Raw genomic sequence first — 18,870 nt, 5'->3', positions numbered from 1 at the left:
AATTTAGTATAGAAATAGTCCTTGTAAAACTCAGTTACAAAGCATTCCATAAATGCGTACTTATTTGTTGTCAGCCTAGCTTGAAGCTACTATTAGCTGTGCCAAAACAATCAGTAAACCTAATATGCCTGCAATACCTAAAGCAAGTTTTCCACCACTCACTTCATAACAATCAGATTGCTGTTTACGCAGTTTTAACGCCATCGCAATCGGTAGGAAAATAATCATCACTACCAAAGGTATTGCAGCAAAACCTAATACTTGGAAAAAACCATCAGGATAATACAATGCACATAATACTGGTGGTACGAAGGTAATTAACCATGTTTTAGTTCGACCCGCAGCATCATCTCTTGCTCTAGTTAGCTCTGCAACATAATCAAATAGACTCATGGTGACACCCAAGAAAGAGGTCACTAAAGCAAGGTTGGCGAATAAATCAATGAACTGGCTAACGATTTCAGATTGCGCAATCCCTTGTAATGCATTGACTAAAACAGGGAGCGAACCCGCAAAACTGTGTACCGTCTCGCCGCCTAAAGTACCTAATGTCACTAACAGCCAAAGAATGTAGCAAACCAGCGGAATAGTAGAACCAATTAATAGAATTTTTCGAAGAGAAACAGCATCGCCTTCTAAGTAGCGCACGATGGTAGCGATACAAACGTGAAAACCAAATGAGGTAAATACCACAGGAATCGCAGCTAACCAGAGTTGGTCTAGCTTGTCCCCTTCGGCAACATTAGCAGAAAAGTTAGTTAACGAGGCAACAAGATTAACTTCAGGCAATAAGAAAACGACCACCAAAACCAACAAGATAACCATAGCAGTGAACAACACGCGGGAAACTTTATCAATCCACTTAACACCAACAGCGATCAAACCACCGAATATTAAGGTGAATAGTAATACTGACACTTGGTTATTCATATCAACATCAAGCAATGGCTCTAATCGAGACTCAAGTAATGATGAGCCGCCCATCAGATAAACCATTGTCAGAGCATATAACAAACTTAAAAATGAACCACCTTGAATAAGTTGCCCAACCTTACCCAAGGTTTTTCCTGTAATGGCGTGGACATTGTCACCCACACCAGTACGCAAATTAATTTCTAACATCAGTAATGATGTATAAGCTGATAGTCCCCAAATAACTACCAGTAAAAGTATTGCAGGCATAATACCTAGCGCAGCAGTTGCAAGAGGTAAAGCTAACATACCTCCACCAATTGCGGTTCCTGCAACAATGGCGATTGAGCCAAGCATTTTTAAGTTCAAAAGATGAGTCCCGTATAATTATTATTTATTGGTGGTTATGCCAAGTCTTATTGATATGGTCAATTTCGACAGTATCAGAAGGAGATTAGCTCTAGCAAGAGCCTTACGAATTTAAAGGCCTACAAGCGCGTTAATAAACAATTACGCAACAACCTGTTAAATATTTTAACGCAAGAATTTTGCAATGGCGTAGCATTACACCTGTACAGGTAAGGTTTGTCGGTAGTGAACGACTCGAAAGGCTATATTGATTTGGACATCATGTGTAAACCGATTATAAAAAAACTCGTCTAAGAATGAAATGATGAGAATATTGACTATGCAGCTAAACCAGAAAAAGATAAATAAAAAAAGATAAATAAAAAAGGAAGACCTAAGTCTTCCTTTTACATAGTTCACAACAGGTATTTACTTATCTAATACCTTAACAATCAAATTACCGACCATTATGCGTCCAAAAGTGTTTTGATGCGTTGACCATAATCGCTATCAGCTTTTAAGAAATGCTCAACCATTCTAGCTTGCACATCTTCGCTTGCTTGACTAAGTGTACCTGCAATCGTTTCAACCAAACGTTGTTTTTCTTCTTCGCTAAAGATGCGATACAAATTACCAGCCTGAGTATAATCATCTTGATCATAACGGCTATATCGATCTGCTTCACCATCCAGTCTTAATGGCGGCTCTACAAACTGGCTTGGTTCGATTAATGCAGCTGGTGCGGTACTTGGACCATAATTAGCGCTTGAATCAGCACCTGTTTGACTGCCATTATACGGGCATTGTGTACCGGCCATAGCGCCTGCACGTTGATGATGATTTGCCTTAGCAGCATGTGGACAGTTTACAGGTAATTGATTGTAATTAGTCCCGATACGGTAACGTTGCGCATCTGCATAAGAGAACAAACGTGCTTGAAGCATCTTATCTGGTGAAGCACCGACGCCAGGCACCAAATTACTTGGCGCTAAAGCAACCTGTTCTACTTCTGCAAAATAGTTTTCAGGCATACGGTTTAACTCAAGCTCACCGATTTCAATCAGTGGATAATCTGCATGTGGCCAAACTTTAGTTAAATCAAACGGATTAATAGCATAATCGTTTGCATCAGCTTCTGGCATGATTTGCACATTAACAGTCCACTTTGGGAAATTGCCATCAGCTATTGCCGCAACCATATCTCGTTGTGATGAATCAGGATCAACCCCTTTTAAAATATCAGCTTGTTCAGCTGTTAAGTTAACTGCGCCTTGTTGCGATTTAAAATGAAACTTAACCCAGTAACGTTCGCCCTTGGTGTTCCAGAAAGAGAAAGTATGTGAACCGTAACCGTGCATTTGACGATAGTTGGCTGGAATACCGCGATCTGACATTAAAATAGTCACTTGATGCATTGCTTCTGGGTTTAATGACCAGAAATCCCACATTGCTTGTGGATCTTTCAAATTAGTGTGTGGGTTTCTTTTTTGAGTATGAATAAAATCAGGAAATTTAATACCGTCTCTTAAAAAGAAAGTTGGAGTGTTGTTACCCACAATGTCATGGTTACCACGAGCAGTGTAAAAACGTAATCCAAAACCACGAGGATCTCGTTCAGCATCTGCACTACCCATCTCGCCACCTACAGTAGAAAAGCGAATAAAGGTTTCTGTTTGCTTACCAACACCATTGAAATGATCAGCCAAAGTGTATTCACTTAGATCTTTACTTAAAGTGAATGTACCGTATACACCGGTGCCTTTTGCATGCACAACGCGCTCAGGGATTCGCTCACGATTGAAATGAGCTAGTTTTTCAATTAAATGCCAATCTTGTAATAATAATGGACCACGTTCACCGGCAGATAATGAGTTTTGGTCATCAGCAACTGGGGCACCATTCTGGCTGGTTAGGTAATTGGTGTTATTCATTTGTTACTCCTGATTTGTGACGTCTAGCCACTGCTCAATTAAATCAAATACTGTCGCCACGATATGCTCCTGGCTGCTGTGTCTTGTTGATGGAATAATAATAGGATGAAAAAACAAAAAAATAAAACGATTAAAATAGATAATAACAATCTAAAAAAGCGTTTATAAAAACTTAATCTACAACACTATTTCATCCACACATTATTGTTATCTTTTGAAATATACATGACCATAATAAAAAAGAGGTTATTAATTACATATCTTTACTTTGTAATCACTTTCAAGAATGTTTGAACAGCCATTATAAGAAGATCAATGCTAGGAAATTGAAATACAAGGAAAGGCTCTATTGATAAGTATACCTTATTAATCATAGAGCTATATGTAAAAATTGTGCTTGAAACATTTCTATTAAAGGGCGATTTTTACGTAGAGTACTTTCGACTTAATGGCGCTTTGTTCGTAGAGCTTCCTCTGTCGATTAATAGCCCTATTGGATACAAAAAAAGCCAAATGATGGTATCACTTGGCTTTCTATATACAACAGCTATTAAGCTGTAATGAGCGATATTAGCTTCCCTCAGACTTGAACTATGTCTTAACTTCTGGCTCTTTATAAAGTTTTACTAAATAGTAAATATCGATTAATACAATAAAAAAGTTAACCAGCGCAACCGGTAACGCATCAATCGCTAAACCGTAAGCCACAAAAAGTGCTGCACCGATTAGATTCCACCAGCGTAACTTTTTAATGTTTGACATCATCAATGAAATCGCGACAACAACCGACGCTAAATAACCGACCCATTCCCATATTGTTGCAGTTTCCATACAATATCCTTGTAATTAACTTCTTAAGTCAGTGTAGTAAAATTTTAGTTATTTAGCCGTTGTTTTTCGTGCAACCACTGCAGCAGTCATCCGTGAGATACAACAAAGTTCACCAGCACTATTTTTAATTAATACTTCCCAAACTGAGCTACGTTTACCGATATGAACCGGTTTAGCCGTTGCAACTAATTCGCCATTACGTGACGCCTTTAAATGATTGGCGTTGATCTCTTGGCCAACACAGTAAAAATTATTGAAATCAACCACAAAATTGGCAGCGTAACTGGCAACAGTTTCAGCAAGAGCAACATTAGCGCCGCCATGAACGATTCCCAACGGGTTATGAACAGCAGGATCCGCTGGCATTGTTGCGACCATATAATCATTACCGATTTCGGTAATTTTTATCCCAAGGGTTTTCATTAACGTCCCTTTTCCATGGATACCAGAATCCATTTTGGCACAATCTTCAAGAGTCACTTCTCTAAACCAAATACTCATTAATTACGTCCTATAATTTCTAATAAGATCAGTCTACTGCCAAGCAATTTAACTTTAAAGTTTTTCCATAAAAGTTTTCCATAAAAAAAGGGATGGCAAGCCATCCCTTTTAAAACACATTTAACTGTCCCGTCCTGAGATAAGTTGACACTTTGGAGACTTATCTCAGGACGGGACACATCCATACATATAAAAGGGAGCTTATGCTCCCTTTTATATGTATCTAATTAGGCTTACGTAAATTTACCTTATGCAAACTCAAAGTGAGCATGATAAGTCTGCGCCCAACGTAATAACTCCACACGATTTCGTGATTGTGTTTTACGGAAAATAGATGAGATATGCGCTTTTACCGTATGTTCACTAATACAAAGTCGATGAGCAATTTCTTTATTTCTAGCACCGCTTGAAACAAGCTGAATAATCGTTCTTTCTCGATTCGTCAGCATTTGTAACATCGCGACGGTATCTGGTGGAATTTCAGTGTTTGCATCTAGCTTCTGCACTAAACGGCGGAATATTTTACTGATCAATGGACGGTCATACCAAAGCTCATCCGCAACCATCTTACGCAGACCTGTTAACATTAAATCCATACGCTGATCCGCATAGAGTAAGCCCCTTACACCTAATAAAAGTGCAGATTCTTGATCCAGTGAACCTCGCTCTACTTGATAAAGTGCAACGGGCACATGATTCACTAAACGAGAAACAAGCAATGGTATTCCTTTGCTGTCTAAAGCGGCGCCCTTTTGCGCGATAAAATAGAAACAGTTAGCATTTTTCTCAACTTCAAGTTCACTCGCATGTTTAACAGTGCGGGTTTTTAGGCCTATAGATTCTGCGAGAATGGCCAGATGGCAAGGTGCTGCAATTTGATGTAAGAAGACTAATTCATCTATATTCGAATTCATTACTTTTCTCCCTGAAAAGTATCCTTTAACTCTCGAGTAAACGAGTTTCTTCCTGAAAAACTAATAACATATCAATAACAATATGCAATAATAGTATATTTAAACTAGTCCATAAGGGATTTTTATCATTCTAAAGTATTAATTCGTAAATTAATTCCACTTGAATCATATATTCATAGCACATAACATCAGACGATATTAGCTTTTTACAGTTTAAAAAACTTAACTTTACATACTTTTAAGTGATGCTAACTGCTTATTATGCCACTTAGTGAGCAATACTAATGCACTAATACCACCCAAGAGCGCCATAAACATATCTGACTGCGTATCCCAAATATAGCCTTGGGTACCTAAAAATGCTTCAGCGTCTTCACCCGTGCCTATCGCAACCCACCATTCGATCAATTCGTAGAAAGCAGAAAATGCCAGCACAAAGCATACCGATAGGAACTGACACCAATAGCCAGGCTGCAAAACGTGATTCCTTAACATCACTTCCCTAGCAAGTATCACCGGAATAAAGCCTTGTGCAATATGACCGACTTTGTCGTAGTTATTACGATCACTGCCCATGACTTCTGCTAACCAATCAAACCAAGGCACTTCAGCATAAGTGTATTTAGCCCCGACCATAAGAACACAGCAATGTACCAAAATTAATATGTATGCCATCGGTGTTAACGGAAATTTCTTGCGTGTAAGAATGAGTATTGGCAAAGCAATAAGTGCAGGAAGTGCCTCTAACCACCAAGTAAACATATCTTTAGGAGAACTAACAGACCAAAGCAGCACTGCGGCGAAAATCACAACCCATATAATTTTCTTATTCAAACTAAATTCCTCTTAGATGATATTGTTCTAGAATTAGAATATAAACTTTAGCCATCTAGCCCTCTACAATGGCAAAAAAAAATGCTATTTTGGTTGGGCATTAATATCAGCATAACATAAGCATAACTATTGATAAGAGGGTACCCATATCATGGCGAAACACTCGCTTGACAAGGATAAGATAAAAATCCTGCTGTTGGAGGGCGTCCACCAAACTGCAGTCGATGTACTAAAGCGCGCCGGTTACACTAATATTGAATACCACAAAGCGTCTCTTCCTGAAGATGAATTGTTGCGTTCGATTAAAGATGCACACTTTGTTGGCTTACGCTCCCGCACTCAATTAACTGCTGAAGTGTTAAATCATGCTGAGAAATTAGTCGCTGTGGGTTGTTTCTGTATTGGTACAAACCAAGTCGATATTGCCGCCGCAGAGAAATTAGGTGTTCCCGTTTTCAACGCGCCATTTTCTAATACTCGAAGTGTTGCAGAGCTCGTGCTTGGTGAAATAATCATGCTGATGCGTGGTATTCCTCAACGTAATGCACACGCACATCGTGGTGGTTGGTTAAAAAGTGCCAGTGGCAGCTATGAAGTACGCGGTAAAACCTTAGGGGTAATTGGTTACGGCCATATTGGAACCCAATTAGGTATTTTGGCTGAAACCCTCGGCATGCGTGTTGTCTTTTTCGATATAGAAGACAAACTCCCATTAGGGAATGCCAGTCAAATTCACTCAATGGAAACCCTATTGAATGAAGCTGACGTCATCAGCTTACACGTGCCTGAAACAGCACAGACTAAGAATATGATTGGTGCGACTGAATTTGCACAGATGCGAGCTAAAAGCATCTTTATTAATGCATCTCGCGGAACCGTTGTTGATATTGATGCACTTTCTGATGCATTAAAATCAGGTCACCTTGCTGGCGCTGCAATTGATGTATTCCCAGTTGAGCCTAAGTCGAATGATGACGAATTTATTAGCCCGCTTCGAGGCCAAGACAACGTCATTATTACCCCGCATATTGGTGGTAGTACAGCTGAAGCTCAAGAGAATATCGGTATTGAAGTAGCAGGTAAACTTGCTAAATATTCTGATAATGGTTCAACGGTCTCAGCAGTAAACTTCCCTGAAGTCTCTTTACCTCAACATAAAGGCACTTCACGCTTATTGCATGTTCACCATAACCGTCCTGGTGTGTTGATCAAGATTAACCAAGCATTTTCAGAAAAAGGCATTAACATTGCAGCTCAATACCTGCAAACGACTGCTGAAATTGGTTACGTAGTCATGGAAGTTAATTCTAACCAAGCTGAACAGGCTTTGGGTGAATTAAAAGCTATTGAAGGTACCATTCGTACCCGTGTATTGTTTTAATCAACAGTCTAGCTAAACGGCCATCCTATAACGATTTATCGTTACGGTTATCTAGCGCTTAAATTGTGAACTAAAGCTATCTTCATTCAAATGAAGATAGCTTTTTCTTTTGAGCGTTAATGAATTCCGTTACACTCAAAGCCTATCTTTGTTGCTCACCTTAGGGATCATTTTATGACACTCGCAACCACTCAACCTCATTGGGATTACTTAGCCTCGACACCTGACCTACTTGTTTCAAACTTAACCCATTTAGGATTAATTGAAATCACCGGTGAGCAAGGCAAGACTTTTATCCATGGTCAAGTCACTACAGACATCGTTTCATTGACTGAAGCTCAATGGCGCTGGGGTGCTCATTGCGACCCTAAAGGAAAAATGATTGCTAGCTTCAGAACCTATACTATCGCTGATAGCCTATTTGTATTAATGCCGGCCGCTGTATTACCCTTAAGCTTGGCTTCATGGCAAAAATACGCTGTATTTAGTAAAGCTGAACTCACTGACATTAGCGCTAATCAAGTTATTTTAGGCTTCGCTGGCACAAAGGCTGCTGATTTTATTGAGCAACAGTTCGGTCAAATTAGCGAAGAAGTCACCCATATCGATGCCAGTATTATTTTAAAAGATGGCGACCGATTTATGGTTATTTCATCTTCAGAAAAAGCGCAGCAATTAGTTACGGCATCAACGCAACCACTTACCAGTAGCCAACCTTGGCAGGCATTAGAAATTTTATCGGGCTACGCTAATATCGACGACAAGCACAGCAGTGAGTTTGTACCTCAGATGTGTAATTTACAGGCTGTTAACGGCATCAGCTTTGAAAAAGGCTGTTACATGGGTCAGGAGACTATTGCGAGAATGAAGTATCGCGGTGGTAATAAGCGAGCACTGTATATTGTATCGGGTAGCGCTTCTGAAAAAGTGAGTAGTGATACGCAATTAGAACTAGTTACTGATGACGGCTTTTTACGTGCTGGTAAGGTACTTGAATCTGTCGAGCATAATGGTCAGGTTCTTATGACAGCGGTATTGGCAAATGATACCCAAGCTGATGCGAAATTAAGAGTTAAAGATGATTGCCAAAGTGAACTTATTATTGTGCAGTTGCCTTATTCATTAGAAGAAAAAACTTAATACCCATTTGTAAAAATGGTGTAAAAATGGTACAAAAAAAAGGCTGAAAAGATTGTTTATTTCTTTTCAGCCTTTTCGTTTCAAGAAGCCTTTTCATTTAAAAAAAGCTTTAAAGTTAGACAAAAACAAACTTAAAATGTCTCTTCATTTTCTGACTTAATTCGTTTCACGTCTTCTAAAACCGATTTAAACCTTTCAACTAGTTTAGGGTCAAAGTGCTTACCTGATTCACTATCAATAAGTGCGATGGTGTCTTCGACACTCCAAGCCTTCTTGTAAGGTCTTGCTGAGGTCAACGCATCAAACACATCTGCAATAGCAATAATGCGACCTTCTACTGGAATGTCATCGCCGGATATTCCATAAGGGTAGCCAGAACCATCCCACTTTTCGTGATGACTAATGGCAATGCGTTTAGCCATTTGCAATAAGGGATCGTCATGATCGCCAATAATTTCAGCCCCTATCGATGCATGCAGTTGCATTTCTTGCCACTCATCAGCATCTAATTTTCCGGGTTTTCTCAAAATAGAATCTGGGGTGCCTATTTTGCCAATATCATGCATTGGTGCAGCGTTATAGAGTAATTCGCAAAATGTTGGTGTGAAGCCAGCCGCTAAAGCTAATAAACGCGCATAATGGCTCATGCGTATAACATGTAACCCTGTTTCATTATCTTTATATTCTGCAGCTCGACCTAAACGACGAATAATTTCAAAACGCGTATCGTTCAGCTCTTTCGTTCTCAGTGCAACTTGTGATTCAAGTAACCTTTTCTGATCGTACAAACTTAAATGGGTTTTCACCCGCGCTTGCACCACTGCGGGGCTCACAGGCTTGGTAATATAATCCACGGCCCCTAACGCAAATCCTTTTGTTTCATCTTCAGAGTCAGCCAGTGCAGTAACAAAAATAACTGGTATATGACAGGTTAACGGTTCGCTCTTAAGCTTTTTACACACTTCGTAGCCATTCATCCCCGGCATCATCACGTCAAGTAATATGAGATCCGGCGATGCTTTCTCAGCAAGAACAAGTGCTTTAGGGCCATCAATTGCGACCTTAATGTTGTAATCTCCACCAAGAATACCCACCAATATATCAATATTTTCAGGGGTATCATCCACTATCAGCACTGTCGCTTTTTCCATGTTATTTCCTATCTAAATCAAATTTAGTGCGCAACCACTTTGCGTGGTTTATGCAAAACGTTGACGCAGTTGTTGGCTTAATTCCATAGCCTCTTCAAACTGATAACTCTTAATCATTTTTCCAATGGGTTTTAGTTGCAATCTGGTTTGTTCGTTAACCTTGCTTTGCATATCTTCAATGCTGTCTGTTGCGCTGGCATCACCCTCATCTAACATAACGATTAACTTATCCAGTAATTCAGCAAAGTCCTCATTACTGAGTAAATCAACTCCTGTAGATGGCACAGGACTATCTATATCTAGCCATATATCGATAGCATCACAAATGGACTGAACCAAGATATCAATCGCTACGAGATCCGCTTGATACTCAGCTTCGTCAACTAGGTTACTCTCAAGGTCTCGAGCTAAATCTGACAACTTCTGACTCGCCAAATTACCTGATAAGCCCTTTAAGGTATGCGCAAAACGCACTGCATCCTCAAGATTGTTCTCATCAATAGCGTGAGTAATATCGTCAGCGATATGGCGCTTCCCTTCAGTAAAACGGGTTAATATTTTACGATACAATCTAGCTGAGTTTTGAACCAGTTGCAGTCCCCTATCCACATCAATATCAGGATGTTGTGGCCAACTTTCAACATCATTAGCATGGTTAACATCAATTAACTCTACTGAAGCCTCTATGGTATTAAGGCTTAAATACTTCAATAACGTTTGATATAGCAAAGAGACTTCTATGGGCTTAGCCACATGATCGTTCATCCCAACATTGAGACACTTCTCTTTATCACCCGCCATAGCGTTCGCCGTCATAGCAACAATAGGTAAGCCATCAAAAGCTTTGTTCTTTCTTATTTGCTCAGTTGCAGAATAGCCATCCATTACCGGCATTTGGCAATCCATTAGAATGAGATCGAAACTATTATTTAATGCCAGTTTATCTAAGGCTATCTGGCCATTGTCAGCAATCGTTAATTCAATGCCCACTTGCTCTAAAAATTCAGTGGCGACTTCTTGGTTCATGTCATTGTCTTCAACCAATAAAATTTTCTTACCTGATAATTGCAGCAAAACTTCAGCGCTTAAATTGGTGTCTTTAGCTCTTACTGGTATATGACCTTGTTTACCCAGCGCCGACATAATCGCATCAAGTAATCGTGATGCACTTACTGGTTTCGTGATGTAGCCATTGATGCCTAAATTAGAAATACTATCGGTAAACTCGGTTGTAGCATGGGCGGAAACCATAATAGTCAACGGCGGTTTAGCATTTTGGCTAATAATGGTTTCTGCCGTTTGTAAGCCATCTAACCCTGGCATTTTCCAATCAATTAATGCGAGTTCGTATTGATTCGCATGACACATTGATATCGCTTCAGTACCGTCTTTAGCAACCGTCACTTTAAAGCCCATACTAAGAAGCATAGTCTGTAAAATATCTCTTGCTGTGGCATTATCATCAACTACCAGCAATTCCATTCCTTCTAATTCTTGAGCCACTTTGAGTTGCAAGTTATCCGCTTGATGTACATTCACAGTGAAAAAGAATGTACTCCCCACACCACGTTTACTTTCAACGCCGATCTGGCCGCCCATAAGCTCTACTAGCTGCTTACATATCGCTAAACCTAAACCTGTACCGCCGTACTTTCGAGTCGTCGATGTATCAGCCTGACTAAAGGATTTAAATAATTTATTACATTGCTCTGGCGTTAAACCAATACCACTATCCCGAACACTAAACTTAAGTTCTAACTCTTCACCATTTTGCTCAAGTGATTCAATGGAGAGAATAATCTCACCTCGCTCAGTAAACTTAATCGCATTATTCATTAAGTTAATGAGTACCTGGCTCACTCTTAACGGATCGCCCATTAAATGGCTGGGAATATTCGGCGCCACAGAAAATAATAACTCCAGTTGTTTATCTGCGGCTTTTATGGCAAACATGTCGCTTAAATCTTCAAGCATGGTGTCGAGTTGAAAAGGCACGATTTCAATTTCCATTTTTCCGGCTTCAATTTTTGAGAAGTCGAGGATGTCATTAATAATGCCCAATAAGGATTTTGATGCTCGCTCAATTTTCTCCACAAAATTGAGCTGTTTCTTGTTTAAGTCAGTTTGCAAACATAAGTGAGACATCCCAATAATGGCATTCATGGGTGTGCGAATTTCATGGGACATATTGGCTAGAAAGTCACTCTTAGCTTGACTGGCTGCATCAGCTTCATCTTTCGCTTGTTTCAGTTCTGTGGAGACAATTTTAAGACTGGTAATATCCGCCATAGAAATGACCGCAGAAATCACTTTGTCATCGTCATCTTTGAGTGCAGCAAAGGTCATGTCCATCCAGATTTCTTGACCAGATTTGCTAAGCATTCTGGGTTCAACATTGAACGTGTCAAATTCGCCAAGAGTAAACTGTCTGAATTGTGCTTTTACCAATGCTTTATCTTCAGAAGACATAAACTCGAAGAAAAGGTTACCTTCTAAATTTTTTGAGCTCATGCCCATTTTACGGCCAAAATGTTCATTACAATTTATGATTACGCCGTCAGGATTAATATTAACAATGCCCATTTCAGCCGTATTAAGTAAAGCTGATAAGTGTTTCTCACGTTCGGCTAAGGTTGTTTCCGCATTTTTTCTGCTGGTAACATCCATTAAATAGCCATTCCACAACAGCTCATCATTCTTGAGTCGTTGCCCTTTCGCTCCGGCTTGCAACCAAATAGCCTCACCCGATGGATGTAAAAATTTAAATTCTCGGAACCACTGAATTTTTTGAATGTCTTTACCTGATAGATCATCTTTTATGGCTTGGCGATCAGGCTCTATCACTCTATCTAGCAATAAATTAACGTTATCCATCAGCATTTCACGCGGAAAACCGATAATAGAAACACAAGCTTCCGATAAAAAACTAAATGAATTATCTGACTCACTGCGCCATTTCATTTGATAAACCAAGGTGGGTAAAGATTCGGTGATATTTTCGAGTTGCTTTTTAGACGCTTGAATCGTTTCTAACGCTAACTTGCTTTCAGTGACGTCATGTAAACTGCCGTCAAACCATAACGGTTTCCCGGCGTCATCGTAGCTGGCTTTACCCTTTTCATGCACCCACTTAACGCTGCCGTCACGATGATATATACGGTATTCCACATCAAAACTTTGTTGAGATTGAATCGCATCAGTGATGGCATTAAATGTAGCAGAATCATCATCTGGATGGATAATAGTGTTGTATTGCAGCTTATTACTTTCGATAAAATCCTTAGCTGGATAGCCTGCAATGTCAGCAATGTTATTACTGACATATTCCATCACCCAATTCTCACCGATTCGAGTTCGATAAATTGCACCAGGTATATTAGTCACCAAGCCTCTGAAACGACTTTCACTGTCTTTGATTTTGTTAGCTGTGGCTAATTGCTCGGTTAGATCTCTAATGGTTGCGGCTATTTGCCTTTTGCCATCATGGGCGATGGGGAGTAGTGATAAACACACTTCGATTTGTATTTCATCTCCATTGGATTGCAAAGCAACCCAGCCTTCTTTATCGGTGCTGAAGCGCGATAAACCTTGCTCAAGAAACGCCGCTCGCACTGCAGCATGTTTGTCACGAAAGCGCGGTGGAAATAGATGCTCAACATTAAGCGATAATAATGTGTTGCGGTCGTAGCCAAATAAATCCTGACAACGGCTATTGGTAAAAATAATCCCGCCCACTTCATCGACGATCAACATGGCTTGAGGTGATGATTCAATAACGGCATCAGACCAAACTGCTGCAGAAAATTGCTCAGTGACATCAGTAAATAACATTTCTACCGAAATCAGCTCACCAGAATCAGCAACCAATGGCTGCATAAAAACATCTAATCGGCGTATTTTATTATTGGCAGCAAGCATTTCAACTTCATGGGGCGGTACAGTCTCTCCTTGCAGCGCCTTTTCCATATACTCCCAATTCAATTCATTGATTGGGTCACTGGTAAACAGCCGTTGATATTTACGTTGTAATGTCTCAGCATCAACGCCTAGAACTTTCAACACACCTTCACTGACTTGCACAATTTGACCTTGTGGATCCAGCGAACAATAGAAAGACTTATCACTCATACCGTCAATTAAACTAGCAAAACGGCTACCGGTAGAATCCCTTAGCGCTAACTCTCGCTCTTCAAGTAAGCTTGCTAAATGGTTGAATTTTTTCGATAACGTCACAACTTCATAAATATTATACTTCTCAGTCTCCAGTCGATTGAGTTTGCCCTCTCCAAAGGCCAACATGCCATTAGCCAATTCTTCTAACGGTTTATTTAGCCTTTTCGAAGCCAAAATACTGGTTAACAACAATGCGATTGCCAATAGCATTAAGCTGAATGCATTGCGTGAAAAGTTATTTAAAAAATAGCTGTTTAATTCAGTGTTGCTCTTGGCAATAACCACTTGCCAACCGACAACAGGAACATTAGCGACACTGACGAGAAAAGATTCGCCTGAGGTGGTTTCCACCCGCGTTTGACCTGCTATATTTTGAGACATGAAACGGCGAATTTCAGCATTATTGTCGGTTTCAGCAAGCCAGGTTTCGCTACTTCCTTTTAAGTCACTATGTTGTTGATCATAAAAAATAACATTATCATTTTTATCTAAAACCACTAGGTTTTTACTGGGGATACGCATCAAATCTGGCATTGCATTTAACGCGATGTCAGCAGTGACCACGCCATAACGATTACTGACATCTCCAAAAGGATGCGAATAGGTAATCATCAAAATGTTGCCCGCTCCCTCATCAAAATAAGGCTCAGACCAAATACCGTCAACACTAGAGATAGCATCACTCCACCAGCTCCAATTACCATCAGTATAATCATAGGCTTCTTGGCCAATATCCATGACTTTAATTCCGTTATCATCACGGTAGGCATAAGGTGCATAACGAAGTTTGTTTTTTAAAAAATTAGGTCGGTAAGCAATGGTACTGCCAAAAAAATTAGGATTGCGCTTTAATCGATTAATTAATAATGTTTCTACTTTTTCAACATCATCATATATTTCGTCACTATCTACGTAGGTAAGATAATCCGTTAATCCACGAGTCGTACTTTGCACTGAGTCCAGCACAAAATTAAGATGATTAGCAGAAAGGCTCGCTTGTTGTTCTAATCGTTGATAAACGTCTTCTTCATGCTGCAGGTAATTAATCCAGCCGTTAAAACCATAAATCACCGCCATAATAAGAATTAAAGGCAACGCGATATAAGCCAAAATACGGCTTCTAAAACTGTGTAACTTCCGCTTATTTTCATCCATAAATACAAGTCTCATTAACAAAGTCTGATTGTTTAAATTCTTATTAATCAAGTCACATCAGTTATTTTGATTAATTCGCGATAGGTTGGGAAAACAAACACCCTTTAACTTGTCTAAAAAACACCCATCCTTACTATAACGCTTAAGCCTATGATTGCAATTAGCTTTAACTTGAATAGATTTAACGATAATGATCAAAAGTAATTCACAAATTAAAAAATAGAAAATGAATCAACCAGTATCTGTGAAAAATACGAAACATCTCTCTTTCACATTCAGAATTATCAGCCAGACCTAAAGAAAAACTTAATTACTGTTAAAGATAGATCTAACTCATGCTATTTATCGTATGATGATGTTATTACAAGCAATACTAGAGACTGATATGGCAGCTGTTATTACGCAATTATCGCAAGTATCCAAAGGCTTTAATGATGGGGACAGACTGCATCAGGTACTTAACTGCGTCGACTTATCTCTATTTGCGGGTGACACCATTGCCCTTACAGGCCCTAGTGGCACAGGTAAAAGCACCCTGCTTAATATTATTGCTGGTTTTGAGAGAATTGACTCTGGTCAATTACAGCTAATGAACCAACAAGCTGAAAATTGGCAAGATGCCAAATGGAGCAATTTCAGACGCTCAGAGCTCGGCATCGTGTTTCAGCAATTCAACTTACTCACCCCGCTCAATGTCATCGACAATATTCGCTTTGTATTGCAACTCAATAATCAAAAGTGGAGTGCTTGGGGGGATGAGTTAATTGCTCAACTGGGTATCGAAGACATCTTAACCAGACCGGTTGAAACATTATCTGGCGGGCAGCAACAGCGGGTTGCCATTGCCAGAGCGCTAATTCATAAACCGGCATTATTACTGGCTGATGAGCCCACGGGTAATTTAGATGAAGCCGCAGGTCAACAAGTCATGGAATTGATGTGTCAGTTAACCAAAGCTGCAAACACCACAGTATTGATGGTAACCCACAGTGAAACTTGCGCAGGTTATATGAAACGCAGATGGCATTTAGACAAAGGCCATATTCATGAGTAATACGGCTCAAGGCATTACAGCTAAACAATGGTTTTTCTCACTGAGAATATTTATAGCTCACTACCGTCACGCACCATTGCAAGCAGGCGCAATTCTCCTTGGTATCATCCTCGCGGTCACCTTGCTCATAGGGGTAAAATCCACCAATGAGAATGCGGTAAGAAGTTACAGCGAAGCCACTGAACTATTAAGCCAACGCGCAAGTTTGCTTATAACGCCACCAGCAGGGCAAAGATTACTTGATGAACAAGTCTATTTTAGGTTACGTCAAAACGGTATTAGCAATGGTTTAGCGGTATTAAATGGCCTTGCTGCAGATGATAAAGGTCAACGCTGGCAGATCCAAGGCAGTGATTTGTTTGCTGCCATTAGCTTACAAGCTCATACAAATAGCCAGCAAGCTGACACAAAAGCCCCAATCAATATTCCTTTAGAAAAAGTACTCGCCGCTGAAAATGTACTATTAATGAGTCAATCCTTTGCCGTAAAAGTGGCTAAAGATGGTTGGTTTTATTTGCAAAACCCACTAGATAAAACCGCAGCAAGTATCAAACTGGAAGTTATCAGTGTCGATGATGATTATGGCTTAGGCAACGCCATTGTTGCTGATATTTCATTAGCACAAAAATTACTAAACCAACCCAATAAGCTCTCCTACATTGCTCTTTTCGATGATCCTGAACCATTAATTGAGCGCATTAAACAACATGATCTCCTACAGCAACAAGCAACAATAACAGAACAAGACCAAGGCCAAGCTCTGCAAGAGCTGACTCGCAGTTTTCATTTAAACCTTAATGCCATGAGCATGCTGGCCTTTGTTGTGGGTTTATTTATTGCTTATAACGGCGTGCGTTACAGTCTGATGAAAAGGCAAAAACTGTTAGTGCAGTTGCTACAGCTCGGCGTGAATAAGCACAATATTATGTTGGCATTAGTAACTGAGCTGAGTTTGCTCGTGTTCATTGGTTCCGTTGTTGGCTTTATTCTCGGTTTGCAACTGAGCTTGTGGTTACAACCCATGGTCGCAATGACACTAGAGCAATTGTATGGGGCAAGACTCATGCCGGGAAATTGGCAATGGCCATGGTTTGCTCAAGCGCTAATATTAACCTTACTTGCAGGGTTACTAGCCTGTTTACCTCTATATAAGCAATTAACTGAACAACCTTTAGCGCGTGCTGGTAGTAAACATAATCAGGCGACCAGTTTATTAGGCACTCAGCGTTTATTGTTTAGGATAGCTGTTGTGGCACTATTAATATCTGCGGCATTGTTCCCATTTACCCAGCAATATCAGTTTAGTCTCGCCTTAATGGGTATCGTCATTGTCGCTATTCCATTATTACTGCCGTTAACATTGCATCATGTCAGTGGTTTACTTGCCAAGCGTTTTCCTGCGGGATTATGGCAATACATGATTGCTGAAACCAAGGAGCTTATTGGGCCATTATCTCTAGCTATGATGGCGATGTTATTGGCACTTACCGCTAACATTTCAATGAATACCTTAGTGGGCAGTTTTGAAGTTACCTTGAAAACATGGTTAGAAAGTCGCTTACATGCGGATTTATATATGCGGCCTTCAAGCGAGAACATCACCAGTATTCAACACTTCTTAGAGAAAGAGCCCAAAGTCACTGGGGTATATTCACAGTGGACAGTGAATAGCACTTATCAAAATATGCCTGTTGAACTTGTGAGTAGAGATTTACAGTCGACCAAAATAACTAGCTCTTTAAAAGCGCACTCAGATAACTTTTGGGCAGAATTTATTGTCGGTAATCAATTGATGATAAGCGAGCCCATAGCGATTAAGTACAATCTGCAAATCGGCGATTCATTCACATTGCCAATTATGTCGTCAAAAGTATCTTCAGAACCGAGTAAACCTGATACGATTTCCATCGGCGCGATCTTTTTTGACTACGGTAACCCTAAAGGTCAAGTGGTGATCGGTAAGGCGCTTTGGCAACAATTACAACTGCCTAAACAACCTAAAAGTATTGCTGCCAGCTATGATGGCGATATAAACGAGCTGGAACAATCACTGGTTAATAGCAAGCTAATTTCAACAGCACAAATGTATAACCAAGCCAAAATTAAACAGCAAGCCATTGCCATGTTTAAGCAAACTTTTTCAATAACCATGGTGCTTAATAGCCTAACGTTAATGGTCGCGGCGATTGGTTTGTTCAGCGCTTGTTTAATGCTAACCCAAGCACGACAAGCCCCATTAGCCAAACTTTATGCGCTTGGGGTAAGCAAAACTCAATTACGCTTTATGATGTTTATTCAAATGCAATTTATTGTCTTACTCACTTGTTTGGTTGCGCTCCCCACAGGGGCGGTTTTGGGCTATTTATTGATTAACAAAGTCACTTTACAAGCATTCGGTTGGAGCATTGCCATGTTATGGGATTGGCAAGCTTATGGCCGTGTCGTGTTAATCGCACTCTCAACCAGTGCGATAGCTATTGCGATCCCGCTGTATTGGCAGACCCGTAAATCATTAATCCATAACCTTCAACAAGAGGCATTATGA

The 18,870-nt window shown here is 40.0% G+C and carries 12 protein-coding genes; 4 read left to right on the top strand and 8 right to left on the bottom strand.

Annotated elements, in window-relative coordinates; translation table 11 throughout:
- Positions 1-75: 75 nt before the first annotated feature.
- The 6 genes from FPK91_RS17345 to FPK91_RS17320 form a co-directional block, all read right to left on the bottom strand.
- Positions 76-1,281, bottom strand: a complete 1,206-nt coding sequence (locus FPK91_RS17345; RefSeq protein WP_144212786.1) for an amino acid permease — start codon at positions 1,279-1,281, stop codon at positions 76-78.
- Positions 1,282-1,727: 446 nt separating this feature from the next.
- Positions 1,728-3,191, bottom strand: a complete 1,464-nt coding sequence (katB, locus tag FPK91_RS17340) for a catalase KatB (RefSeq protein WP_144212784.1) — start codon at positions 3,189-3,191, stop codon at positions 1,728-1,730.
- A 591-nt stretch (positions 3,192-3,782) separates the two neighbouring features.
- Positions 3,783-4,022 carry a YgjV family protein gene (locus FPK91_RS17335; RefSeq protein WP_144212782.1) on the bottom strand — a complete coding sequence of 80 codons (240 nt, stop codon included), beginning with the start codon at positions 4,020-4,022 and terminating at the stop codon, positions 3,783-3,785.
- A gap of 48 nt (positions 4,023-4,070) precedes the next feature.
- Positions 4,071-4,523, bottom strand: coding sequence for a PaaI family thioesterase (locus FPK91_RS17330; protein WP_144212780.1), 453 nt, complete (start codon positions 4,521-4,523; stop codon positions 4,071-4,073).
- A 248-nt stretch (positions 4,524-4,771) separates the two neighbouring features.
- Positions 4,772-5,437 (bottom strand): helix-turn-helix transcriptional regulator, encoded by a 666-nt coding sequence (locus FPK91_RS17325; protein WP_144212778.1) that lies wholly within the window; start codon positions 5,435-5,437, stop codon positions 4,772-4,774.
- Positions 5,438-5,665: 228 nt separating this feature from the next.
- On the bottom strand, positions 5,666-6,271 hold the full coding sequence (locus FPK91_RS17320) for a DUF2238 domain-containing protein (RefSeq protein ID WP_144212776.1): 606 nt from the start codon (positions 6,269-6,271) through the stop codon (positions 5,666-5,668).
- Positions 6,272-6,422: 151 nt separating this feature from the next.
- On the opposite strand from FPK91_RS17320, the gene serA reads away from it, so the two are divergent.
- Together serA and ygfZ are read left to right on the top strand one after the other, a co-directional pair.
- Positions 6,423-7,652 carry a phosphoglycerate dehydrogenase gene (gene serA / locus FPK91_RS17315; protein ID WP_144212774.1) on the top strand — a complete coding sequence of 410 codons (1,230 nt, stop codon included), beginning with the start codon at positions 6,423-6,425 and terminating at the stop codon, positions 7,650-7,652.
- A 174-nt stretch (positions 7,653-7,826) separates the two neighbouring features.
- Positions 7,827-8,792, top strand: coding sequence for a tRNA-modifying protein YgfZ (ygfZ, locus tag FPK91_RS17310; protein ID WP_144212772.1), 966 nt, complete (start codon positions 7,827-7,829; stop codon positions 8,790-8,792).
- 131 nt (positions 8,793-8,923) lie between these two features.
- Here ygfZ and FPK91_RS17305 read toward each other — a convergent pair whose 3' ends face one another.
- Together FPK91_RS17305 and FPK91_RS17300 are read right to left on the bottom strand one after the other, a co-directional pair.
- Positions 8,924-9,943: a response regulator gene (locus FPK91_RS17305; RefSeq protein WP_144212770.1), complete on the bottom strand. Its 1,020-nt coding sequence runs from the start codon at positions 9,941-9,943 to the stop codon at positions 8,924-8,926.
- Between the two features lie 48 nt (positions 9,944-9,991).
- Positions 9,992-15,271 carry a PAS domain S-box protein gene (locus tag FPK91_RS17300; protein WP_144212768.1) on the bottom strand — a complete coding sequence of 1,760 codons (5,280 nt, stop codon included), beginning with the start codon at positions 15,269-15,271 and terminating at the stop codon, positions 9,992-9,994.
- Positions 15,272-15,656: 385 nt separating this feature from the next.
- Here FPK91_RS17300 and FPK91_RS17295 point away from each other — a divergent pair, with 385 nt between their 5' ends.
- Positions 15,657-16,325, top strand: coding sequence for an ABC transporter ATP-binding protein (locus tag FPK91_RS17295; protein WP_144214531.1), 669 nt, complete (start codon positions 15,657-15,659; stop codon positions 16,323-16,325).
- The gene (locus FPK91_RS17290; protein ID WP_144212766.1) at positions 16,318-18,870 is read left to right on the top strand and encodes an ABC transporter permease; all 2,553 of its coding nucleotides are present in this window, start codon (positions 16,318-16,320) and stop codon (positions 18,868-18,870) included. The genes FPK91_RS17295 and FPK91_RS17290 overlap by 8 nt, the downstream gene beginning before the upstream one ends.

The organism is Shewanella donghaensis (assembly GCF_007567505.1).
Lineage (GTDB): Bacteria > Pseudomonadota > Gammaproteobacteria > Enterobacterales > Shewanellaceae > Shewanella > Shewanella donghaensis.
Note: the sequence above shows the minus strand (reverse complement) of the source record. Positions and strands in the feature narration are given on the sequence as shown.

Excerpts from the sequence above, each read along its gene's own strand:
- katB (WP_144212784.1), bottom strand. The coding sequence starts at position 3,191 with ATGAATAACACCAATTACCTAACCAGCCAGAATGGTGCCCCAGTTGCT.
- FPK91_RS17335 (WP_144212782.1), bottom strand. The coding sequence starts at position 4,022 with ATGGAAACTGCAACAATATGGGAATGGGTCGGTTATTTAGCGTCGGTT.
- FPK91_RS17330 (WP_144212780.1), bottom strand. The coding sequence starts at position 4,523 with ATGAGTATTTGGTTTAGAGAAGTGACTCTTGAAGATTGTGCCAAAATG.
- FPK91_RS17325 (WP_144212778.1), bottom strand. The coding sequence starts at position 5,437 with ATGAATTCGAATATAGATGAATTAGTCTTCTTACATCAAATTGCAGCA.
- serA (WP_144212774.1), top strand. The coding sequence starts at position 6,423 with ATGGCGAAACACTCGCTTGACAAGGATAAGATAAAAATCCTGCTGTTG.
- ygfZ (WP_144212772.1), top strand. The coding sequence starts at position 7,827 with ATGACACTCGCAACCACTCAACCTCATTGGGATTACTTAGCCTCGACA.
- FPK91_RS17305 (WP_144212770.1), bottom strand. The coding sequence starts at position 9,943 with ATGGAAAAAGCGACAGTGCTGATAGTGGATGATACCCCTGAAAATATT.
- FPK91_RS17300 (WP_144212768.1), bottom strand. The coding sequence starts at position 15,271 with ATGGATGAAAATAAGCGGAAGTTACACAGTTTTAGAAGCCGTATTTTG.
- FPK91_RS17295 (WP_144214531.1), top strand. The coding sequence starts at position 15,657 with ATGGCAGCTGTTATTACGCAATTATCGCAAGTATCCAAAGGCTTTAAT.
- FPK91_RS17290 (WP_144212766.1), top strand. The coding sequence starts at position 16,318 with ATGAGTAATACGGCTCAAGGCATTACAGCTAAACAATGGTTTTTCTCA.